General features: G+C 66.3%; 19 protein-coding genes. 9 read left to right on the top strand and 10 right to left on the bottom strand.

Translation table 11 applies throughout. The features are described 5' to 3' along the window. Positions 1–103 precede the first annotated feature (103 nt). Entirely contained in the window at positions 104–715 is a 612-nt protein-coding gene (locus tag R3280_RS09160) for a Yip1 family protein (protein WP_318998297.1), read from the top strand. Here the strand turns inward: R3280_RS09160 and R3280_RS09155 are convergent. Continuing rightward, on the bottom strand, positions 712–3126 hold the full coding sequence (locus R3280_RS09155; RefSeq protein ID WP_318998296.1) for a xylulose 5-phosphate 3-epimerase: 2415 nt from the start codon (positions 3124–3126) through the stop codon (positions 712–714). The genes R3280_RS09160 and R3280_RS09155 overlap by 4 nt on opposite strands. Positions 3127–3308: 182 nt before the next feature. Between R3280_RS09155 and ilvD the strand changes: the two genes are divergently transcribed. The 4 genes from ilvD to R3280_RS09135 all read left to right on the top strand — a co-directional run bounded on the left by ilvD (position 3309) and on the right by R3280_RS09135 (position 6990). After that, positions 3309–4985, top strand: a complete 1677-nt coding sequence (gene ilvD, locus R3280_RS09150; RefSeq protein ID WP_318998295.1) for a dihydroxy-acid dehydratase — start codon at positions 3309–3311, stop codon at positions 4983–4985. 120 nt (positions 4986–5105) lie between these two features. Further along, positions 5106–5567 carry a CopD family protein gene (locus tag R3280_RS09145; RefSeq protein WP_318998294.1) on the top strand — a complete coding sequence of 154 codons (462 nt, stop codon included), beginning with the start codon at positions 5106–5108 and terminating at the stop codon, positions 5565–5567. Between the two features lie 11 nt (positions 5568–5578). After that, positions 5579–6493, top strand: coding sequence for a D-alanyl-D-alanine endopeptidase (gene pbpG / locus R3280_RS09140; protein ID WP_318998293.1), 915 nt, complete (start codon positions 5579–5581; stop codon positions 6491–6493). Positions 6494–6510: 17 nt separating this feature from the next. Continuing rightward, complete coding sequence (locus R3280_RS09135; protein WP_318998292.1) at positions 6511–6990, top strand: asparaginase domain-containing protein; 480 nt, start codon at positions 6511–6513, stop codon at positions 6988–6990. A gap of 6 nt (positions 6991–6996) precedes the next feature. Here R3280_RS09135 and R3280_RS09130 read toward each other — a convergent pair whose 3' ends face one another. Then, positions 6997–7689: a pseudouridine synthase gene (locus R3280_RS09130; protein ID WP_318998291.1), complete on the bottom strand. Its 693-nt coding sequence runs from the start codon at positions 7687–7689 to the stop codon at positions 6997–6999. Beyond that, positions 7689–8729, bottom strand: coding sequence for a metal-dependent hydrolase (locus tag R3280_RS09125; protein WP_318998290.1), 1041 nt, complete (start codon positions 8727–8729; stop codon positions 7689–7691). The genes R3280_RS09130 and R3280_RS09125 overlap by 1 nt, the downstream gene beginning before the upstream one ends. A 40-nt stretch (positions 8730–8769) precedes the next feature. On the opposite strand from R3280_RS09125, the gene arfB reads away from it, so the two are divergent. Next, positions 8770–9186: an alternative ribosome rescue aminoacyl-tRNA hydrolase ArfB gene (arfB, locus tag R3280_RS09120; protein WP_318998289.1), complete on the top strand. Its 417-nt coding sequence runs from the start codon at positions 8770–8772 to the stop codon at positions 9184–9186. 42 nt (positions 9187–9228) lie between these two features. Here the strand turns inward: arfB and R3280_RS09115 are convergent, their stop codons facing one another. Further along, positions 9229–10515: a lytic murein transglycosylase gene (locus R3280_RS09115; protein ID WP_318998288.1), complete on the bottom strand. Its 1287-nt coding sequence runs from the start codon at positions 10513–10515 to the stop codon at positions 9229–9231. A 145-nt stretch (positions 10516–10660) separates the two neighbouring features. On the opposite strand from R3280_RS09115, the gene R3280_RS09110 reads away from it, so the two are divergent. Continuing rightward, the gene (locus R3280_RS09110) at positions 10661–11482 is read left to right on the top strand and encodes a response regulator (protein ID WP_318998287.1); all 822 of its coding nucleotides are present in this window, start codon (positions 10661–10663) and stop codon (positions 11480–11482) included. 12 nt (positions 11483–11494) lie between these two features. Here the strand turns inward: R3280_RS09110 and phoR are convergent, their stop codons facing one another. The 5 genes from phoR to R3280_RS09085 form a co-directional block, all read right to left on the bottom strand. After that, a complete protein-coding gene (gene phoR, locus R3280_RS09105) occupies positions 11495–12808 on the bottom strand; it encodes a phosphate regulon sensor histidine kinase PhoR (protein ID WP_318998286.1) in 1314 nt (437 codons plus the stop codon). A gap of 88 nt (positions 12809–12896) precedes the next feature. Beyond that, the gene (phoB, locus tag R3280_RS09100) at positions 12897–13589 is read right to left on the bottom strand and encodes a phosphate regulon transcriptional regulator PhoB (protein ID WP_318998285.1); all 693 of its coding nucleotides are present in this window, start codon (positions 13587–13589) and stop codon (positions 12897–12899) included. Positions 13590–13684: 95 nt separating this feature from the next. After that, entirely contained in the window at positions 13685–14569 is an 885-nt protein-coding gene (gene ubiA / locus R3280_RS09095) for a 4-hydroxybenzoate octaprenyltransferase (protein WP_318998284.1), read from the bottom strand. Positions 14570–14675: 106 nt separating this feature from the next. Then, a complete protein-coding gene (locus R3280_RS09090) occupies positions 14676–15242 on the bottom strand; it encodes a chorismate--pyruvate lyase family protein (RefSeq protein ID WP_318998283.1) in 567 nt (188 codons plus the stop codon). After that, the gene (locus R3280_RS09085; RefSeq protein WP_318998282.1) at positions 15223–15780 is read right to left on the bottom strand and encodes a hypoxanthine-guanine phosphoribosyltransferase; all 558 of its coding nucleotides are present in this window, start codon (positions 15778–15780) and stop codon (positions 15223–15225) included. Before R3280_RS09085 ends, R3280_RS09090 begins: the two co-directional genes overlap by 20 nt. 257 nt (positions 15781–16037) lie before the next feature. On the opposite strand from R3280_RS09085, the gene rd reads away from it, so the two are divergent. Together rd and R3280_RS09075 are read left to right on the top strand one after the other, a co-directional pair. Beyond that, positions 16038–16205 (top strand): rubredoxin, encoded by a 168-nt coding sequence (gene rd / locus R3280_RS09080; protein WP_318998281.1) that lies wholly within the window; start codon positions 16038–16040, stop codon positions 16203–16205. Positions 16206–16231: 26 nt separating this feature from the next. Further along, entirely contained in the window at positions 16232–17386 is a 1155-nt protein-coding gene (locus R3280_RS09075) for an NAD(P)/FAD-dependent oxidoreductase (protein ID WP_318998280.1), read from the top strand. A gap of 9 nt (positions 17387–17395) precedes the next feature. Here R3280_RS09075 and R3280_RS09070 read toward each other — a convergent pair. Then, on the bottom strand, positions 17396–17770 hold a 375-nt coding region (locus R3280_RS09070), incomplete at its 5' end, for a hypothetical protein (protein WP_318998279.1).

Genomic DNA, 17770 nt, shown 5'->3' with positions numbered 1-17770 from the left:
TCGTCAAAGGCGGTCTCTGCCGGGCCCGCCAGACGCGGCGGCCCCGAATCCGGGGTTCGGGGCGAGGCGTATTCTGAGGACAACGATAAGGAGAGAACCGGCTATGCTGTTGAACCACGCTTTTGGTCTCTTTACCCACCCGGACGAGGAATGGGCGGCCATCCGCAAGGAACACGTCACACCCAGACGGGTCTATGTGGCCTATGTGCTGGTGCTGGCGGCCATTGGCCCCGTCTGTGCCTACATCTCCACGGCCTATTTCGGCTGGTCGGTGGGCAACGAGCGCATCATCAAGCTCACCGAGATCAGCGCCCTCCAACTGAGTGTGCTGACTTACCTGGCCATACTGGTCGGTGTGTTCGCCCTCGGCTATGCCATCAACTGGATGGCCAAGACCTACGGCGCCAGGGAGGAACGCAACCGCTCCCACGCCATCGCGCTGGCGGCCTATTCCTGCACACCGCTGTTCCTGGCAGGGTTCGCGCTGCTGTACCCGGTGCCCTGGTTCAACGCCCTGGTGTTCCTGGCGGCAGCGGTCTACGGCGCCTACCTGATGTATGACGGCCTGCCTATCGTCATGGGCATACCCAAGGAGCAGGCGATCATGTACGCCGGCGCACTGCTGACGGTGGCGCTGGTGATCCTGGTGGCCACACGGGTGGGTTCGGTGCTGCTCTGGAACATGGGTTTCGGTCCCGAGTTCATCGAGAATTAAGGAGCCAGCACGGCCGGGTCGCCGTCACCCCTGACGGCGGCCAGTTCACCCGGCTCCAGCCAGGTCGAGGCCGGCCGGCCCAGCAGCTCGGCGCAGGCCATCAGGGCGTGGGCCCAACTGCAGCGATTGGCGAACAGCATGCCGTCCACGTCCAGCGTGCCACCCTGGTTGATGTAGCCCAGGACGCGGCTGCGGCCGGCATCTGGGCAAAGCCGCCAGAGGTGGCCCCGAAACACTTCCGGCCGCATGTGGGTCATCAGTACCCGCTGGCGCAGCCGCGCCGGGCATAGCCGCTCAAGCTCGAACTCCGACAGGCAGACCGCCGCCTCCCGGGCATCCCTGGGCTGGCGGAAGCGAGCGGGCTCCTGGACGTAGACCAGGCGGAAGGGCGTGCCGGTATCCCTGAGTCTTTCCGAGGCCCTGATCATCTCGGTCAACTGGTAGGCGCCGTTAGCCACCAGCAGCACCGGTTCCCCGGCGGAATGGTCCTCCGCCACCAGGATGGCGCCCTGGCGGGCCAGTTGCGCGGCTTCCTCGGCATCGAACAGGCAGGGCCGCTGGCGCTTGGGAACCACCAGGCAGCTGAGCCGGCCCCGGGCCCGGTAGATCTCCGGCAGCAGCGCCAGGGTGCTGTTGTAGTCGGCGGGGAACAACAGCCGCAGGGTGTCGCTCATCTCTCCCAGCAGGGCTTCGCAAAAGGTGGTGTCCTGGTGGGACTGCTCGTTCTTGCCGTTCTCCCAGGTGTGGGAGGTGGCCACCACCGGAAAACCCAGCCATTGTGCCGGCCGGCCCGCTTCGGCCTGGTGGCGGGCGAAGATCAGCTCCTGACGGACCGCTCCCAGCATCTTGACACAGAAAGCCTCATAACTGGCCACCAGGTTGAGTCCGGCCTTGTTGGCCAGGCAGGCGGACACCACCGCCTCCTCGTTCAGGGCGGTGATGATGGCGCCATGCACCGACTCCCGGTCGTTCTCCGGCTCGGTGACACGATGTTTGAGGGCCGCCAGGACGCCGGACAACTGGTTGCTGGCAAGTTCGTCCGGGTTGCCCACTCGGGGCCGTAGCTGCGGGTTGGCCTGCACCAGGGCCGGGAAGAAGTGGTCGATGGCCGCCATCGGGGAGCAGGCGTCACTGACGCTGGCGAGGGCCGGAATCTGCGGTGTCTCCGGCGCTCGTGTGGCCAGGGCGTGATCCCGCTCCAGTGGTCGCTGCTGCTGGTGGTGCCGGGTCAGTTGCCGGCAAGCTTCCGCCAGCTCCTCGGGAGCGACCCAGAGATCGCTGGCGGCGCTGTTGAACAGCTCCCGGGAGCGGTTGTCCAGCCTGGGGTTGTCCGGCAGCGGCAGGTTGTGGGCCCGGTTCTGGCCGGCGCCCTGGAAGCCGTAGCCTTTGGGGGTTTCCGCGATGCCGTAGGGAATCGGTACCGGGTAGTCCCGGCGGCCCTGGGCCTGCTCGCTGGCGTAACCGGCGAGCCGGGTTTCCATCTCGAACAGGGCACAGACAAACGCGGCGGGGTCGCGGCCGTCGAAGCGGATGGGGTCGAAACCGCTGTGCCGGAGATGGCGGACAAAGCCGTCCAGGCCGGCGCGGGTGCCCAGCTCGGTCCGTTGCTCGATGCGCCGGCCGTTGGCGATCATCACCGGCAACGCCGCGCCGCAGTCCTCACTTCGCCACCACCTTGGCATCCAGTCGCTGCCGCGCTGTTCCTCGGCGGCGCCGTCCGACAGAAACGCCACCAGGCCCTCGCCGGGCAGCGGCATGTGGGCGTACTGAAGCTCGGCAAAACCCAGGTAACCGCCCTCGAGGATGCCGCCGGCGGTGTGGGCATTGACGTGGCTGCCCAGGGGCGCCTCGGTACTGCCGTCGCCACGCTGGCGGTAGCTGTAGAAATCCTGCAGCAGGCGGCTGAGGCCGGCTTCATCGTTACCGTAGCGCTGTGCCTGTTCCGGGTGCTGGTTGCCCAGCAGGGCGTTGAGCGCCTCGATGGCGGCGACACAGTGGCCCTGGCCCATCAGCCAGCTGCGGGTCCGGCCGGTGAGATTGTTCAGTGCCAGGTAACCGGCGTAGGCGGGAACCATGTTGAGGGCGCCGCCGGTGTGGCCCTCGGGCCTGGCCTTGAAGTCCTGCGCCGTCAGCGCGCTGCCGTCCATGCGCACCCGGTTGGCGTAGGTCATGTGGGCCACCAGCCAGAGCCCGGCGCTGTTGAGCCGGTCCAGCGCCGCCAGCTGTTCGAATACGCTGTCCCGGTCCGGCTGCAGGCCAGCGTTCACCAGGGCGTCCGCCAGCGCCAGCACCTGTTCCTGGGTTTCCACCAGGTGGCGGACAACGCCATAGCCATCGCGCCAGTGACGGAAAGCCGGGCTCCGGCTGGCCTGCTCGTCCAGGGCCTGAAGATCGGCGAAAGGGGTGCTCATGTCGGCCTCCGGTCAGATTCATGTCTGGTTCCCAGTGTAGAAGACAATGCCGGTTCCCGGCTTGATCCAGGTCAGCGCGGCAGGGTCGGCGGGCCGGCCTGGTGTCTTCATGACTTGCAGTCGGGCGCGAAAGCGAGAATCCTGTAGCCACTGCAACCGAAACCTGACAGAGGAAGTGCGCCATGACTGATGACAAACGACGCCGCCACTCGGCCCCGGTGGTGGACGGCATTGGCAAGTCCGCCAGCCGCGCCATGCTGCGGGCGGTAGGATTCACCGATGAGGATTTCAAGAAGCCCCAGGTGGGCATCGCCTCCACCTGGAGCAATCTCACGCCCTGCAACATGCACATCAACCGGCTCGCCGAGGAAGCCGGCCATGGCGCCGACGAGGCCGGTGGTAAGAGCCTGATCTTCAACACCATCACAGTGTCTGACGGTATCGCCAACGGCACCGAGGGCATGAAGTATTCGCTGGTGTCCCGGGAGGTGATCGCCGATTCCATCGAAACCACCGCTGGCTGCGAGGGCTTTGACGGCCTGGTGGCCATCGGCGGTTGCGACAAGAACATGCCCGGCTGCGTGATGGGCCTGGCCCGGCTGAACCGGCCCTCGGTGTTCGTCTATGGCGGTACCATCGAGCCGGGCGAGAATCATACGGACATTATCTCGGTGTTCGAGGCGGTGGGGGCCTATGCCAAGGGTGACATGGACCTGATCGAGGTCAAGCAGATCGAGGAAACCGCCATCCCCGGCCCGGGCTCCTGTGGTGGCATGTACACGGCCAACACCATGGCCTCGGCCATCGAGGCCATGGGCATGAGCCTGCCGGGCAGCTCGGCCCAGAACGCGGTCTCCGAGACCAAGCTGGAAGACTGCCGCGCCGCCGGCGCTGCCGTGCTCAACCTGCTGAATCGGGACATCAAGCCGCGGGACATCATGACCCGGGAAGCCTTCGAGAACGCCATCACCGTGGTGATTGCCCTGGGCGGCTCCACCAACGCCGTGCTGCACCTGCTGGCCATGGCCAGCACCGTGGACGTGGAGCTGACCCTGGACGATTTCACCCGCATCGGCGAGCGGGTGCCGGTGCTGGCGGACCTGCGCCCCAGCGGTCACTACATGATGTCGGAACTGGTGGCGGTTGGCGGTATCCAGCCGCTGATGAAGATGCTGCTGGACGCCGGCCTGCTCCATGGTGACTGCCTGACGGTGACCGGCCAGACTCTGGCGGAGAACCTGGCGGACGTGGCGCCCTATCCCGACAGCCAGAACATCATTCATGACCTCAGTGACCCCATCAAGAAGGACAGCCACCTGCGGATTCTCTATGGCAATCTCGCGCCCACCGGTGCCGTGGCCAAGATCACCGGCAAGGAAGGCACCCGCTTTACCGGCCGGGCCCGGGTCTTCCATTCCGAGGAAGAGGCCCAGGAACGCATCATGGACGGCACGGTGGTGAAGGGCGACGTGCTGGTGATCCGCTACGAGGGTCCCAAGGGCGGCCCGGGCATGCGGGAGATGCTGACCCCAACCTCCGCCATCATGGGCAAGGGCCTGGGCAGTGACGTGGCGCTGATCACCGATGGCCGCTTCTCCGGCGGCAGTCACGGCTTTGTGGTGGGCCATATCACGCCGGAGGCGGCTGAAGGAGGTCCCATCGCGCTGGTGGAGGAAGGCGACGAAATCACCATCGACGCCGACACCAACCGCATCGAGCTGCGTGTCAGTGAAGCCGAGCTGGACAGGCGCCGGCAGGCCTGGCAGCCGCCAGCGCCCCGGTATACCCGCGGTGTCCTGGCAAAATTCGCCCACACCGTCCGCTCGGCCTCGGAAGGGGCGGTGACGGACCGGTTCTAGCACCGGCTGGTCCGACCGGCCACCTGAACCGAATGTAAGAGGCAGGCTCCGGTACGGGCTGGTAACATGGCCCGTTGCCGGGGACGGCGTCCAAACACTGTTGAAGCGAGAGAAATCTGCATGAGCATTCTGATTGCCCTCCACACACTGGCTGCCGTGATCTGGGTAGGCGGCATGTTTTTCGCCTACATGGCGCTGCGCCCGGCGGCGGTAAAAGTCCTGGAGCCGGGCCCGCGGTCGCAGCTCTGGTGCCACACCCTGTCGCTGTTCTTCCTCTGGGTCTGGGTCAGTATCGCGGTGCTGCTGGTGACCGGGTACGCCATGGTGGGGATGTACCTGGGGGGCATGGCGGGCGCCGGCTGGTACGTTCATGCCATGCAGGGCCTGGGGCTGATCATGATGCTGCTGTTCCTGCACATCTGGTTCGCGCCCTATCGCCGCCTCAAGGGCGCGGTTGCCGCCGGTGACACCGCCGAGGCCAGCCGCCGGGTGGGCCAGATCCGCCAGTTCGTGGGGATCAACCTGATTCTCGGCCTGATCGTCGTCATTATCGGCTCCGGCGGCCGCTACATCATCGTGTGAGGGGCGGCCGTATGCGCTTGATGCTACCCCTCCTGCTGGTTCTGGCGATGCTCGCCGGGGCCGTGCAGGCCAAGCCGCCGCTGAACCCGGACGGCCTGTCGCTGGCGTCGGTCAACGCCGCGGTGGCCTACCTGGGCGAGACCGAACTGCTTCACGACAAGCACGCCGACCGCGTGGTGCCCATCGCCTCCCTGACCAAGGTGATGACGGCGCTGGTGGTGATGGAGTCAGGCGAGCCGCTGAACGAATGGCTGGAGATCTACCCCCGCCACATTCCCGCCGAGGCCAATGCCTATTCGCGCATCCGCAAGGGGTCGGAGCTGCGCCGCCGAGACCTGTTGCGGATCGCGCTCATGTCCTCGGAAAACCTGGCGGCCTACACCCTGGCCCGGCACCACCCCGGCGGCTACGACCAGTTCGTGGCGGACATGAACGCGGTGGCCGGCCGCCTGGGCATGACCCGCAGCCGCTTCGTGGACCCCACCGGGCTGTCCGCCGGTAACCAGTCCACCGCCGCCGACCTGGTGCTGTTGGCCAACGCCGCCATGAAGTACCCGGAGATCGGGGATTATTCCAACACCCGCTATTTCACCGCCCGTTTCCGGGGCCCCAGGTATTCCCTGGCCTTCGGCAACACCAACGTGCTGGTGCACCGTGGCAGCTGGGACGTGGCCCTTACCAAGACCGGCTTTCTGGATGAAGCCGGGCGCTGCCTGATGATGATCAGCCGGATGGAAGGCAAGCCGGTGGTGACGGTGCTGCTGGATTCCTTCGGCAGCCGCTCGCCCATCGGCGATGCGGGCCGGGTCAAGCGCTGGCTGGCCACCGGTGACAGTGGTCGGGTGGCCGGCGCCGCGAAACAGTACGAACAGAAGAAAAATGCCCATCACGCCGCCGTTGGCGGCACCGGGGCAATGGCCCAGTAGCAGGAGGACGGCCGGCCATGATCCAGATCTTTACCACCGGCGGCACCATCGACAAGGTCTACCACGACGCCAACAGTGAATTCGCCATCGGCGACTCGCTGCTGCCGGAACTGCTGACCGACGCCAATATCCACCAGGGCTACGTCATCGCCGGCCTGATGCGCAAGGACAGCCTGGAGCTCACTGACGAGGACCGCGCCAACATCCGCCAGGCGGTGGCGGATTGCACCCACGACCGCATCCTCATCACCCACGGTACCGACACCATGCCGGATACCGCCCGCCAGCTGCAGGATGTGACCGGCAAGACCGTGGTGCTCACCGGCGCCATGCAGCCGGCCCGGATGCGCCGCAGCGATGCCCTGTTCAACATTGGCTTTGCCTGGGCCGCGCTGCAGCTGCTGCCGGCGGGGATCTATCTAGTAATGAACGGGGAGATTTTCGAGGCCGGCAAGGTCCGCAAGAACCTCAAGGCGCAGCGCTTCGAGCGCACCTGACTGGCACTAGCCCACGCTGTCCACTTCCGCCTCGGTGAGGCTGCGCCACTGGCCGGGCGCAAGGCCGGGGTCCAGCTCGATGGCGCCGATACGGACCCGGTGCAGGGCATGAACGTGGTTGCCCACCGCCGCCAGCATGCGTTTGACCTGATGGTAGCGGCCCTCGGTAATCACCAGGTCGATCACTGAATCCGTCAGTACCTTCACCGTCGCCGGCGCGGTCGGGCGATCCTCATCTCTCAGTAACACACCGGCCTCCAGTTGCAGCTGGGCTTCCTCCGTCAGCGGCTCCGCCAGTGTTACCCGGTAGGTCTTGGCGCAACCGGCCCGGGGCGAGGTGATGCGGTGCGACCACTGGCCATCGTTAGTGAGCAGCAGCAGGCCGGTGGTGTCCAGGTCCAGCCGGCCCACCGGATGCAGGCCGGGGCGAACCTCCGGTGGCAGCAGGCCGATGACGGTCTGATGGTCCCGGTCCTGGGTGGCGCTCACCACACCCGCGGGTTTGTTCAGCATCAGGTAGCGCTCGCCGGGCAGGGTCACGGGCTGGTCCCGCCACTGCACGGTCTGGTCCGCCCGCAGATGCTGGTTGGCGCGGCGGCAGGGCTCCCCATCCACCGTCACCCGGCCGGCGCCGATCTCCCGTTTGGCGTCCTTGCGGGACAGGCCGGTACTGCTGGCGAGAAAGTAGTCCAGGCGCATCAGGAGCAGCTCATGCCCACCGGCCCGGTTTCCAGGGTGGCCAGGCAGAGCACCGGGGACGCACCGGTGATGCGCTGCCACAGGGCCTTGAACAGCCCCGGCCGCATGGCGGGCCGGTCGGTCTTGTAGCTGGCCACCGGTTGCCATTCGGAGCTGCCGGCGCCGGTTTCGGCGATCACGAAGGTGAAAGGATGGGCCCCCGGTACCCCCAGGCGGATGTCGGTGACCGCCAGTTGGTCACCGAAACGGTGGTAGGCCAGGAAGCCGTCGGTGAACCAGATCAGGCGCCGGCCCGCCTCGAGCCCGGCGGCCGCCGCTGCCAGCTCCGGGTTGCGGGGAAAGCGTTCGATGTTCAATGGGATATCCTCGTCGTCCAGAAAGCCGGTGACGATTTCCAGCCGCTCGGTGTCGGTCATCACCGTGACCCGCCACAGCAGGGTGGTCAGGGGCATGGGCTGGACCATGCGGGGCGCCTCGGCGGCGCCCTGGGCGGCCAGCGCCGGGGTGACCCGGTCGTTGATCAGCTGCTGGGCCACCAGGGACCAGCCCAGGTAGGCGGTGGAGACCACCAGCCCCACCACCAGCGCCTGCGGTTGTCGCGGTCGCCACAAGGCCACCAGGATCGTCAGCAGCAGCGGCAGGGTGTAGAGCGGGTCGATGATGAAGATACTGGTGAGCGCGATGGGCCCGCCGAACGGCCAGAACAGCTGGGTGCCGTAGGTGGTGAGGCAGTCCAGCAGCGGGTGGGTGATCAGCACCGTCAGGGTCAGGGCCAGCCAGCGTTGCCAGGACATTTGCGACTGCCAGCGCCGGCCGGCCCAGGCCAGCAGGAAGCCCAGGGGCACCAGAACGAACAGGGAATGACTGAAACCGCGGTGCTGGCTGAAATTGGCCACCGCGTTGCCGTAGTCGATGACCACATCCATATCCGGTAAGGTACCCAGCAGGGCACCGGTCAGCAGTGCCTTGCGGCCCAGCACGCGGCCTGCGATGGCGCCACCCAGGGCCGCGCCCAGTGCCGCTTGTGTTACGGAATCCATCTAATGCAACGCTCTCGCTGACCAGGATGTGTGTCTAGATATGCTCAGGATAACCGAACAGATCACGATTCCCGAGGCCGAACTGGACTTTCAGGCCATACGGGCCCAGGGCGCCGGTGGCCAGAACGTCAACAAGGTTTCCTCGGCGGTGCACCTGCGGTTCGACGTCGCCGCCTCGCAGGCGCTGCCGGATTTCCTCAAGGAGCGGCTGCTGGCCCGTTCCGATAGCCGCATGACCGCCGACGGGGTGCTGGTGATCAAGGCCCAGCGCTTTCGCAGCCAGGAAAAGAACCGCCTCGACGCCCTCGAGCGCCTGCAGGCCATCATCCAGGATGCGCTGGTGGTCCAGAAGGCCAGGCGCGCCACCCGGCCCAGCCTGGGGGCCAGGAAAAAACGCCTGGAAAAGAAAAAACAGAAAGGCCAGAAGAAACAGCTGCGGGGCAAGGTGGACCTTTAGCGCCCGGTCCAGGCCCGGACAGGGCGCCGCTGGCGGGAGGCGTCAGCCGTTCTGCTTGGCCAGGCTGATGCCCAGGCGGGCAAACAGGTCCTCGCCAGGGTAACCGTCCGCCACCATGTCGCTGGCCTGCTGGTAGTTGCGAATGGCGGCACGGGTGGCCGGCCCCAGGATGCCGTCCGGTTTGCCGGCATCGTAGCCCTTCTGGTTGAGGGCCTCCTGCAGCGCCATGATGTTGTCCCGCGACAGCGCCGGCAGGTCTTCCGGCGGCGGGTTCTGCAGGCCGCCGGCACCGGCGATGCGATCCGCCAGGTGGCCCACGGCGATGGCGTAGAACTCGGAGCGGTTCCAGCCCATGATGACGTTGAAGTTCTGGTAGGCCAGGAAAGCGGGCCCTCTGTGTCCTGCCGGTACCACCAGCGCCGCCTCGATGTCCTCGGCAGGCAGGGGCTGGCCATGGGCGTCAGTCAGCCCCAGCTGGCGCCACTGCTCCAGCGGCAGCCGGCGGCGATCCGCGAGGGCGTAGTTGAAGTTCTCCGGCAACAGCACCTCCCGGCCCCAGCGGTAATCGTCCTTCCAGCCCAGGCTGTCGAGGAAGTTGCCGGCGGACATCATGGCGTCGGCGAGACTGCCCCAGAGGTCCCGGCGGCCATCGCCGTCGGCGTCCACGGCGTAGCGCAGGAACACCGACGGCATGAACTGGACATGGCCCATGGCGCCGGCCCAGGAGCCCTCCATCCTGTCGACACTGATGGCGCCCTCGTCAATGATCTGCAGGGCGGCGACCAGTTCGCCGCTGAAATAGGCGCTGCGGCGGGGGTCGCAGGCCAGGGTGGCCAGCGAGCTGGGTACCGGCATCTTGCCGAAATAGCTGCCGAAATTGGTCTCCAGGCCCCAGAAAGCCACCAGGTAGGGTTGGGGCACGCCGGTTTCCCGGTGCACCCGCGCCAGCAGCTCCTCATGCTCCGCCAGCAGGGCCCGGCCTTTCTCCACCCGTTCCGGTGTCACCCGGCGGTTGAGGTAATCGGCGAAGGTGGTGGTGAACTCCGGCTGGCGCCGATCCAGTTCGATCACCCGCTCCAGATACTCGGCCTGGGCCAGTACCCGGGAGGCGGTTTCCGGCGACACGCCGGCTTCCACCGCCCGCGCCTCGATCCGCGCCAGGCACTGTTCAAAGTCGCTCTCGGGTCCGGTCTGGGCCGCGGCCGGCGCGGCCAGGGCGAGAATGACGGGGGCAAGGCAGGCGAGCTGGCGACGGCCAGGGGCGCTGAACGGGAGCAGGTTGGAGAACACGGGAAACCTCTTGAATGGCGTGAAGCGTCTGGCCTTCATGGTAGCCTGTTTTGGCCGCCGCGAAACAGCCTGTGGCCGCCAGTTCGATGACATTTCCTTAACCGTCGTCACCACCGGACACAAACAAACCGGTTGCTTTGTTCTATAGTAGAAAATCTGCAGTTGAAACGAGTCGGATGGGATCATGGCAACACTCAAGGCACTGGTGGTGGATGACGCCAGTTTTGTGCGGGATCTGGTCAAGCGGACCGTCCGGCAACGATTTCCGGTCATCGAGATGACCGAGGCGCCCAACGGCAGGAAGGCCCAGAGCCTGATGAGCCGCGGCAGTTTCGACCTGGTGCTGTGCGACTGGGAGATGCCGGAGATGTCCGGCCTGGAGCTGCTGCAGTGGATGCGGGGGCAGGACAGCTATCGTCAGATCCCCTTCATCATGATCACCAGTCGGGGCGACAAGAGCCACGTCATCGAGGCGGTGCAGCAGGGGGTGTCCGAGTACCTGGGCAAGCCCTTCAGCCCGGAGGGGCTCAGCAAGAAGATCATCAAGGTGATGGGGCGCCGGCTTGCCGACGCCATGGGCCGTAGCGGCAAGTCCATGGAAGGTCCCGCCGATGCCTTCCGCGAGTCCGCCAACCTGCTGACCCAGAAGCGCGAGGCACCGGTACAGGATGCCGCCCCCTCAGCGGCATCGCCGGTGAGAAGTGTGGCCGCGGTGCGGTTTGCCGACAGTCTGCTGCGCTCGGTGGTGAAGGACATCAACCTCACCGAAGTGCGGGTGATCGCCAAGCGGGACCAGGTATTTCCCGGCATCCTCGACCAGGCGGTGGTGGACATGGAAATCGCCGAGGGCAAGGTGGCCCGGCTCAACGGCTACGTGCACCAGCTGCAGGCGGTGGACAAGCGCCAGGACACCGACTTCGTGGCGTTGACCATCCGCTTCGTTGACGAGGACCCGCAGAAGCTGGAGGATCTCTCGCGCTTCATCGCCCGCTTCAAATCCCCCTAGTGTCCCGGCGAATCAGCTCTCCGCCGGCGGCTGTTCGGCAATTCTCTGGCGGGGAAAATGGCAGATGAACTCACTGCCCTTGCCGACGCCGCTCTTGATCTCCAGCTTGCCGTCATGATTGAGCAGGATGTGCTTGACGATGGCAAGGCCCAGTCCGGTACCACCGGTGTCCTGGTGGCGACTGGGGTCGGCCCGGTAGAAGCGCTCGGTCAGGCGCGGGATGTGGACCGGATCGATGCCGATGCCGGTGTCCGCCACCGACAGGTGAGCGCCGTCCCGGTCCGCCCACCAGCGGATCCGGATCTCACCGCCGGCCGGGGTGTACTTGACGGCGTTGAAGATCAGGTTTGAGAAAGCGCTGCGTAACTGGCTCTCGTCACCCCGCAGGTAGTGGGGCTCCGACACATCCACCAGGATACGGTGCGCCCGCTCGCCACTGAGGGTTCGGGCATCGGCGCTGACATCCGCCAGCAGGGCGGCGATATCACTGATGTGATCGGACACCATCTGCTCGCCGGTTTCCAGCCGCGACAACAGGATCAGGTCGGTGATCAGGGCCTCCATCCGGGACGACTGCTGGGCCATGGTGGTGATGGCCCGGCGCCATTTGGCCGGCAGCTCGTCGACATGATCCACCAGGGTCTCCAGGTAGCCGCTGATCACCGTCAGCGGAGTCCGCATCTCGTGGGACACGTTGCCCACGAAATCCCGTCGCATCTGCTCGAGCTGGAACAGCCGGGTCACGTCCTTGGCCACAATCAGGCGGTCGCCTTCCCCGAACAGGCTGATCTGGATCTGAAGATGCAGGTGGGGCTTGGCGGGGGAGCGGATTTCCAGGGGTTCGCGGTAGTCGCGACGGTCGAAGTATGCCTTGAAGGCGGGATTGCGAATCAGGTTGTGGATGTACTGGCCCCGATCGGTCTGGCGGCGGAACCCCAGCAGGTACTCTGCGGAGCCGTTCCACCATTCCATCACGCCCCGGGCGTCGGTCATCACCACGCCGTCCCGCATGGCGTTGGTGGATTCCTGGACCCGGTTGATTTCCGCCTGCAGACGGTCCCGGGTGCGCAGGTGGCTCTGGTGCAGGCGGTTCAGGCCATCGAAGATGTCGCCCCAGAGGCCGACGCTCTCGGGCGCTTCGTCGCCGGCGCCGGGGTTGTTGAGCCAGTGGTAGAGTCGACGGGTCTGCACCAGGGTCCAGCCCAGGTAAACCGCAAGGCCCACCAGCAGACCCCAGAAACCATGGCCGAAGAAGGCTCCCACGGCCGTGGTGGCAGCCAGAAATGCCAGGATCTGGCGCAGGTATTTCGACCAGCTGTGATGCATTCAACCACCTGGTTTTGAAGCGGGCAGACAGGGCCGTCAGCCCCGCCGGGCTAATCCTTCTTGCTATCGGTAATGACCAGACGAGACCCTAGGCGGCGCGGGTGGAGAACCGGTAGCCGGTGCCGCGGACGGTCTGGATCAGGTGATCGTATTGGTTTCCCAGGGCCTTGCGCAAGCGTCGGATGTGGACATCGACGGTGCGCTCCTCCACATACACGTTGCCACCCCAGACCTGATCCAGCAGTTGCGAGCGGGTGTAGACCCGTTCCTGGTGGGTCATGAAGAATTGCAGCAGGCGGTATTCAGTGGGTCCCATGGTCAGTGGACCGGCCTCGGTGGTGACCCGGTGGCCGACCGGGTCAAGGGTCAGGCCATCCACCTCGATGGGGGTTTCCACCCCTGCCGGGGTGGTCCGCCGCAGCACCGCCTTGAGCCGGGCCACCAGCTCCCGGGGCGAGAAGGGCTTGGTAATATAGTCGTCGGCGCCCACTTCCAGGCCCTGAATCTTGTTGTCCTCTTCCACCTTGGCGGTGAGCATGATGATGGGGATCTCGGCGGTGATCTCCTCCCGCTTCAGGCGACGGGCCAGTTCCACGCCGCTGGTGCCGGGCAGCATCCAGTCCAGCAGGACCAGGTCCGGCTGCCGGTCGATGATCATGCTGTGGGCGGTTTTGGCGTCGCCTGCCTCAAGGCATTCGTAGTCGGCCATTTCCAGCGCCACGGCAATCATTTCGCGAATGGGCGCTTCATCGTCAACAATGAGAACCGTTTTTCCAGACATTGGCATAAGACCTGTATCAGACCGGTGTTTGTTGCTGCCTCATTACAACCGGACAATGTTACAAGTATATGACAGGTGCCGTCAGGGCAGGCCCGTCAGGATAGAGTGTCGACGAACAGCCCCACAAACACCGCGAAACCGGCCCAGTTGTTGTTGAGGAAAGCCCGGAAGCAGCCCTCGCGCTCCCGGTACCGGGCCAGGTGCTGCTGGTAGACGAACAGCGCCGCCATGGCCGCCAGGCCCAGGTAGTAGAACACGCCCAGCTCCGCCTGGCTGCCCACCAGGATCAGCACCAGCACCACCAGACCCTGCAGCATGGCGATGATGGCCCGGTCGGCGTCGCCGAACAGCACCGCGGTGGACTTGATGCCGATCTTGAGGTCATCGTCCCGGTCCACCATGGCATAGAGAGTGTCGTAGGCGACGGTCCAGAGCACGTTGGCGGTGAACAGCAGCCAGGCCAGCCGGCTTATCTCGCCCGCTTCGGCGGCCCAGGCCATGGGGATGGCCCAGGAAAAGGCGGCGCCGAGGAACAGCTGAGGCAGGTGGGTGTAGCGCTTCATGAAGGGATAGATGAAGGCCAGCACCAGCCCCCCGAAGGACAGGTAAAGCGTGAGGGTGTTGGTGAACAGCACCACCAGCAGGAAGGCGATCAGCGCCAGGATCAGGAACAGCAGCACCGCCTCGGCCGGCGCCACCCGCCCGGAAGCCAGCGGCCGGTCCCGGGTGCGCTTGACGTGGCCGTCCACCTTGCGGTCGGCGAAGTCGTTGATGGCGCAGCCGGCCGCCCGCATCAGGAACACTCCGAGGGTAAAGACCACCAGGTTGCGGATGTCCGGCACCCCACCGGCGGCGAGCCACAACGCCCAGTAGGTGGGCCACAGCAGCAGCAGGCTGCCGATGGGGCGGTTCAGGCGCAGCAGCTGGGCGTAGTCGGTCAGGCGACCCCGCAGGTCCCTGGGCAGCAATTCGGATGTCATGGCGCACTCGGTCCGGCCGGAGAATATGGGTTGCGGCTGATTATAACCAGGGCAGGGCGCCGGCGTCAGGCCCGATGCCGGCGGCTTCGGCCCCGGCGCAACAGCGTCAGCCCCGGGACAGGAGCGCCGGCAGGAAATACTCCCCCACCAGCAGGTGATGGCCGTCGCAGCTGAAGCGGGAACGCCGCGCCACCGCGGCCTGGGCCGGCTCACCCGCGGTGCGGCAGAGCCCGGCCTGGAACTGGCCCCGCTGCCATTCCGGCCGGCTGAACAGGTAGGCTCCCAACGGCTTGCGACCCAGGTGGCGCAGGCGCCGGCCGCGGCCCTGCAGGGTGGTGGCGGGAATCACCGTGCGGGCCAGGACCCAGGGCTCGCCGTCGCCGCAGAGCCGGACTTCCCGGACCCAGGCCAGTTGCCGGTCCACCAGGCCCAGGGTGCGGCGCTCTTCCGGGTCGGGCACCCGGAAGCCCTCCGCCAGCACCTCGACGTGAAAGTGGCGGCAGCGCAGCTGCAGGGCCCGAGTCAGCGAGCCCGGCAGGGTCATCCAGTCGCTGTGACGGCGCCGGAGGTCCTGACGGGCAAGCCGGGCCGCAGCGGTGGTGGGATACCAGCGGGTCGGCGGAATGGAGCCAGGCCTGGAAGCAAGCGGCAGGTCAGAGGCCCTTGACGGCATAAATCCCCGGCGCATTGCGCCAGTAGCCCTTGTAGTCCATGCCGAAACCGAACAGGAAGCGGTCCTCCACCTCCAGGCCGGTAAAGTTCGCTTTCAGGCCCGGGCGGGCCTTGCGGTCATGCTGCTTGTCCACCAGCACGGCGGTGAGCACCTCCCGGGCGCCGTGGGCGCGACAGTAGTCGGCAATGGCCTCCAGGGTGGTGCCCTCGTCCAGGATGTCATCCACAATCAGCACCGTGCGGTCGTTCATGTCCACTTCCGGGCGCAGCTTCCACTCCAGGATGCCGCCGGTGGTTTCCTGGCGGTAACGGGTGGCGTGCAGGTATTCCGCCTGGACCGGGAATTTCAGCCGCGGCAGCAACTGGCCGGTGAGGATGAGACCGCCGTTCATGACGCAGAAGAGCAGCGGGTTGCTGCCCTCAAGGCGGGCGGAAATCGCCCGGGCCATGCTGTCGATGGCATCGTGAACCCGCTTCTCGTCCACCAGGCAATCGGCCTCGGCCAGCACCTGGTTCATGTCGGCAACGGTGTCGGTCATAGGGTTGGATCCTGTTGTAAAACGCCGAATTATACCGAAGCCCGCCGCCTGAAGGGAGGGTCGCGGGCCAACTTCGATCGACCGATCCGGATTTGTGGCCGTATTGACCTACAGGTTCGCCCGGCCCGGCATTGGTCAATCCGGGCCCAGTGCGTATTATGGGCGGCCTGATCGATGGTGCAGGCGATCTCAGGACTTGCATGCATGATTGTCGAACAATTATCATCTCACCCCAAAAAAGGGCCCGGAGGTAGCGAATGAAGAAGTGGCAATGTGTGGTGTGTGGCTGGATCTACGACGAAGCCCAGGGCTGGCCGGAAGACGGCATCGAGCCCGGCACGGCCTGGGACGACGTGCCCGAGGACTGGGTCTGCCCCGACTGCGGGGTGGGCAAGGAAGACTTTGAAATGATCGAGATCGGTTGATCCCTGACACCACAGGAGCGCAGCGCGTGAACACACAAGCCCCCATCGTCATCGTCGGCACCGGTCTGTCGGGCTATTCCCTGGCCCGGGAGATCCGCAAGCAGGACAAGGACGCCCCGCTGCTGCTGATCACCGCCGATGACGGCTTCAGCTACTCCAAGCCCATGCTTTCCACCGGCTTCACCAAAGGCAAGGCCGCCGACGAGCTGGCCCAGGCCACCGCCGAGGGTATGCGCGAGCAGCTCAACCTCCAGATCCGCACCCACACCAGCGTCAGCGGTATCGACCCGGAGGCCCACGAACTGGTGCTGGGGGACGAGCGGCTGAGCTACCACAAGCTGGTGCTGGCCTGGGGCGCCGATGTCATTCGCCTGGACATCCCGGGCAGCGGCCGTGACCGGGTGTTCTCCATCAACGACCTGGTGGACTACCGGGCCTTCCGCGACGCCGTCGAGGGCAGCCGCCGGGTGGCCATCATGGGGGCCGGGCTGATCGGCTGTGAATTCGCCAATGACCTGCGCAACGGTGGCTACGAAGTGGATGTCATCGCGCCGTCGGACACGGTGATGCCGGGACTGCTGCCCAGGGAGGCGGCCGAGGCGGTACGGGACGGCCTGGCGGCGGAAGGTGTGGGCTTTCATCTCGAGACCCACGTGGAGCGCATCGACAAATCCGCCGACGGCGTCACCCTGAGCCTGGCCAATGGCAGGACTCTGGAGGCGGATATCGTGATTTCCGCCGTCGGCCTGCGGCCCCGGACCGAACTGGCGCGGGCTGCTGGCATTGAGGTCGGCCGGGGAATCAAGGTCAACCGCTATCTGGAGACCAGTGTCGAGGACGTCTACGCCCTGGGGGATTGCGCCGAGGTGGACGGCCACGTGCTGCTTTATGTGCTGCCGCTGATGGCCTGTGCCCGGGCCCTGGCCAAGACCCTGCTGGGAGAGCCGACCCAGGTCAGCTATGGCACCATGCCGGTCATGGTCAAGACCCCCTGCTGCCCGACCGCGGTCTGCCCGCCCCCCGGCGGCGCCCAGGGCGCCTGGCAGGTGGAGCGGGACGGCAACAGCGTCCGGGCCCTGTTCCGCGATGCCGATGGCCGGACCCTGGGCTTTGCGGTCACCGGCGATTACGCCATCGAAAAACAGGCCCTGGCCAAGGAAGTGCCGCCGCTGCATGCCTGAGGGCAGGACTCAGAACCGGTACTCGACGCCGAAGTCGACCCGGTAGTTGAAATCCCCCAGTGGGCCGGGGAGCTCGTCGATCCCCGGCGCCGGTTCCACCGACTCCGCCATCTGTTCCTGCTGCCGGGTCTCGGCAATCTGCACCGCGGCCCGGTCCTCCTCGTAGCTGGCCACCCGGCCGCCGGTGCCCAGGCTGGGCTCCTTGAAACTCCAGCCCCGTACCGGACCGGTATCGGGCCTGTCCGGAAACTCCGGCTGGGGCAGCACCACCGGCGCCGGTTCCTCACAGTGCTCCGGCGCGCTCGGCGGCGCGTTTTCGGCAGGGGCATCCCAGACCGCCACTTCGTGGGCTTCGGGGCGGTAGCGCCAGTCCAGTCCCTCGGC

Source organism: Marinobacter sp., assembly GCF_033722195.1.
Classification (GTDB): Bacteria; Pseudomonadota; Gammaproteobacteria; order Pseudomonadales; family Oleiphilaceae; genus Marinobacter.
The sequence above is the reverse complement of the archived record's forward strand: the minus strand, read 5'-3'. Positions and strand labels throughout refer to the sequence as shown.

Bases quoted from the DNA above. Each gene is read 5' to 3' on its own strand.
- R3280_RS09160 (WP_318998297.1), top strand. From the start codon at position 104: ATGCTGTTGAACCACGCTTTTGGTCTCTTTACCCACCCGGACGAGGAA.
- R3280_RS09155 (WP_318998296.1), bottom strand. From the start codon at position 3,126: ATGAGCACCCCTTTCGCCGATCTTCAGGCCCTGGACGAGCAGGCCAGC.
- ilvD (WP_318998295.1), top strand. From the start codon at position 3,309: ATGACTGATGACAAACGACGCCGCCACTCGGCCCCGGTGGTGGACGGC.
- R3280_RS09145 (WP_318998294.1), top strand. From the start codon at position 5,106: ATGAGCATTCTGATTGCCCTCCACACACTGGCTGCCGTGATCTGGGTA.
- pbpG (WP_318998293.1), top strand. From the start codon at position 5,579: ATGCGCTTGATGCTACCCCTCCTGCTGGTTCTGGCGATGCTCGCCGGG.
- R3280_RS09135 (WP_318998292.1), top strand. From the start codon at position 6,511: ATGATCCAGATCTTTACCACCGGCGGCACCATCGACAAGGTCTACCAC.
- R3280_RS09130 (WP_318998291.1), bottom strand. From the start codon at position 7,689: ATGCGCCTGGACTACTTTCTCGCCAGCAGTACCGGCCTGTCCCGCAAG.
- R3280_RS09125 (WP_318998290.1), bottom strand. From the start codon at position 8,729: ATGGATTCCGTAACACAAGCGGCACTGGGCGCGGCCCTGGGTGGCGCC.
- arfB (WP_318998289.1), top strand. From the start codon at position 8,770: ATGCTCAGGATAACCGAACAGATCACGATTCCCGAGGCCGAACTGGAC.
- R3280_RS09115 (WP_318998288.1), bottom strand. From the start codon at position 10,515: ATGAAGGCCAGACGCTTCACGCCATTCAAGAGGTTTCCCGTGTTCTCC.
- R3280_RS09110 (WP_318998287.1), top strand. From the start codon at position 10,661: ATGGCAACACTCAAGGCACTGGTGGTGGATGACGCCAGTTTTGTGCGG.
- phoR (WP_318998286.1), bottom strand. From the start codon at position 12,808: ATGCATCACAGCTGGTCGAAATACCTGCGCCAGATCCTGGCATTTCTG.
- phoB (WP_318998285.1), bottom strand. From the start codon at position 13,589: ATGTCTGGAAAAACGGTTCTCATTGTTGACGATGAAGCGCCCATTCGC.
- ubiA (WP_318998284.1), bottom strand. From the start codon at position 14,569: ATGACATCCGAATTGCTGCCCAGGGACCTGCGGGGTCGCCTGACCGAC.
- R3280_RS09090 (WP_318998283.1), bottom strand. From the start codon at position 15,242: ATGCCGTCAAGGGCCTCTGACCTGCCGCTTGCTTCCAGGCCTGGCTCC.
- R3280_RS09085 (WP_318998282.1), bottom strand. From the start codon at position 15,780: ATGACCGACACCGTTGCCGACATGAACCAGGTGCTGGCCGAGGCCGAT.
- rd (WP_318998281.1), top strand. From the start codon at position 16,038: ATGAAGAAGTGGCAATGTGTGGTGTGTGGCTGGATCTACGACGAAGCC.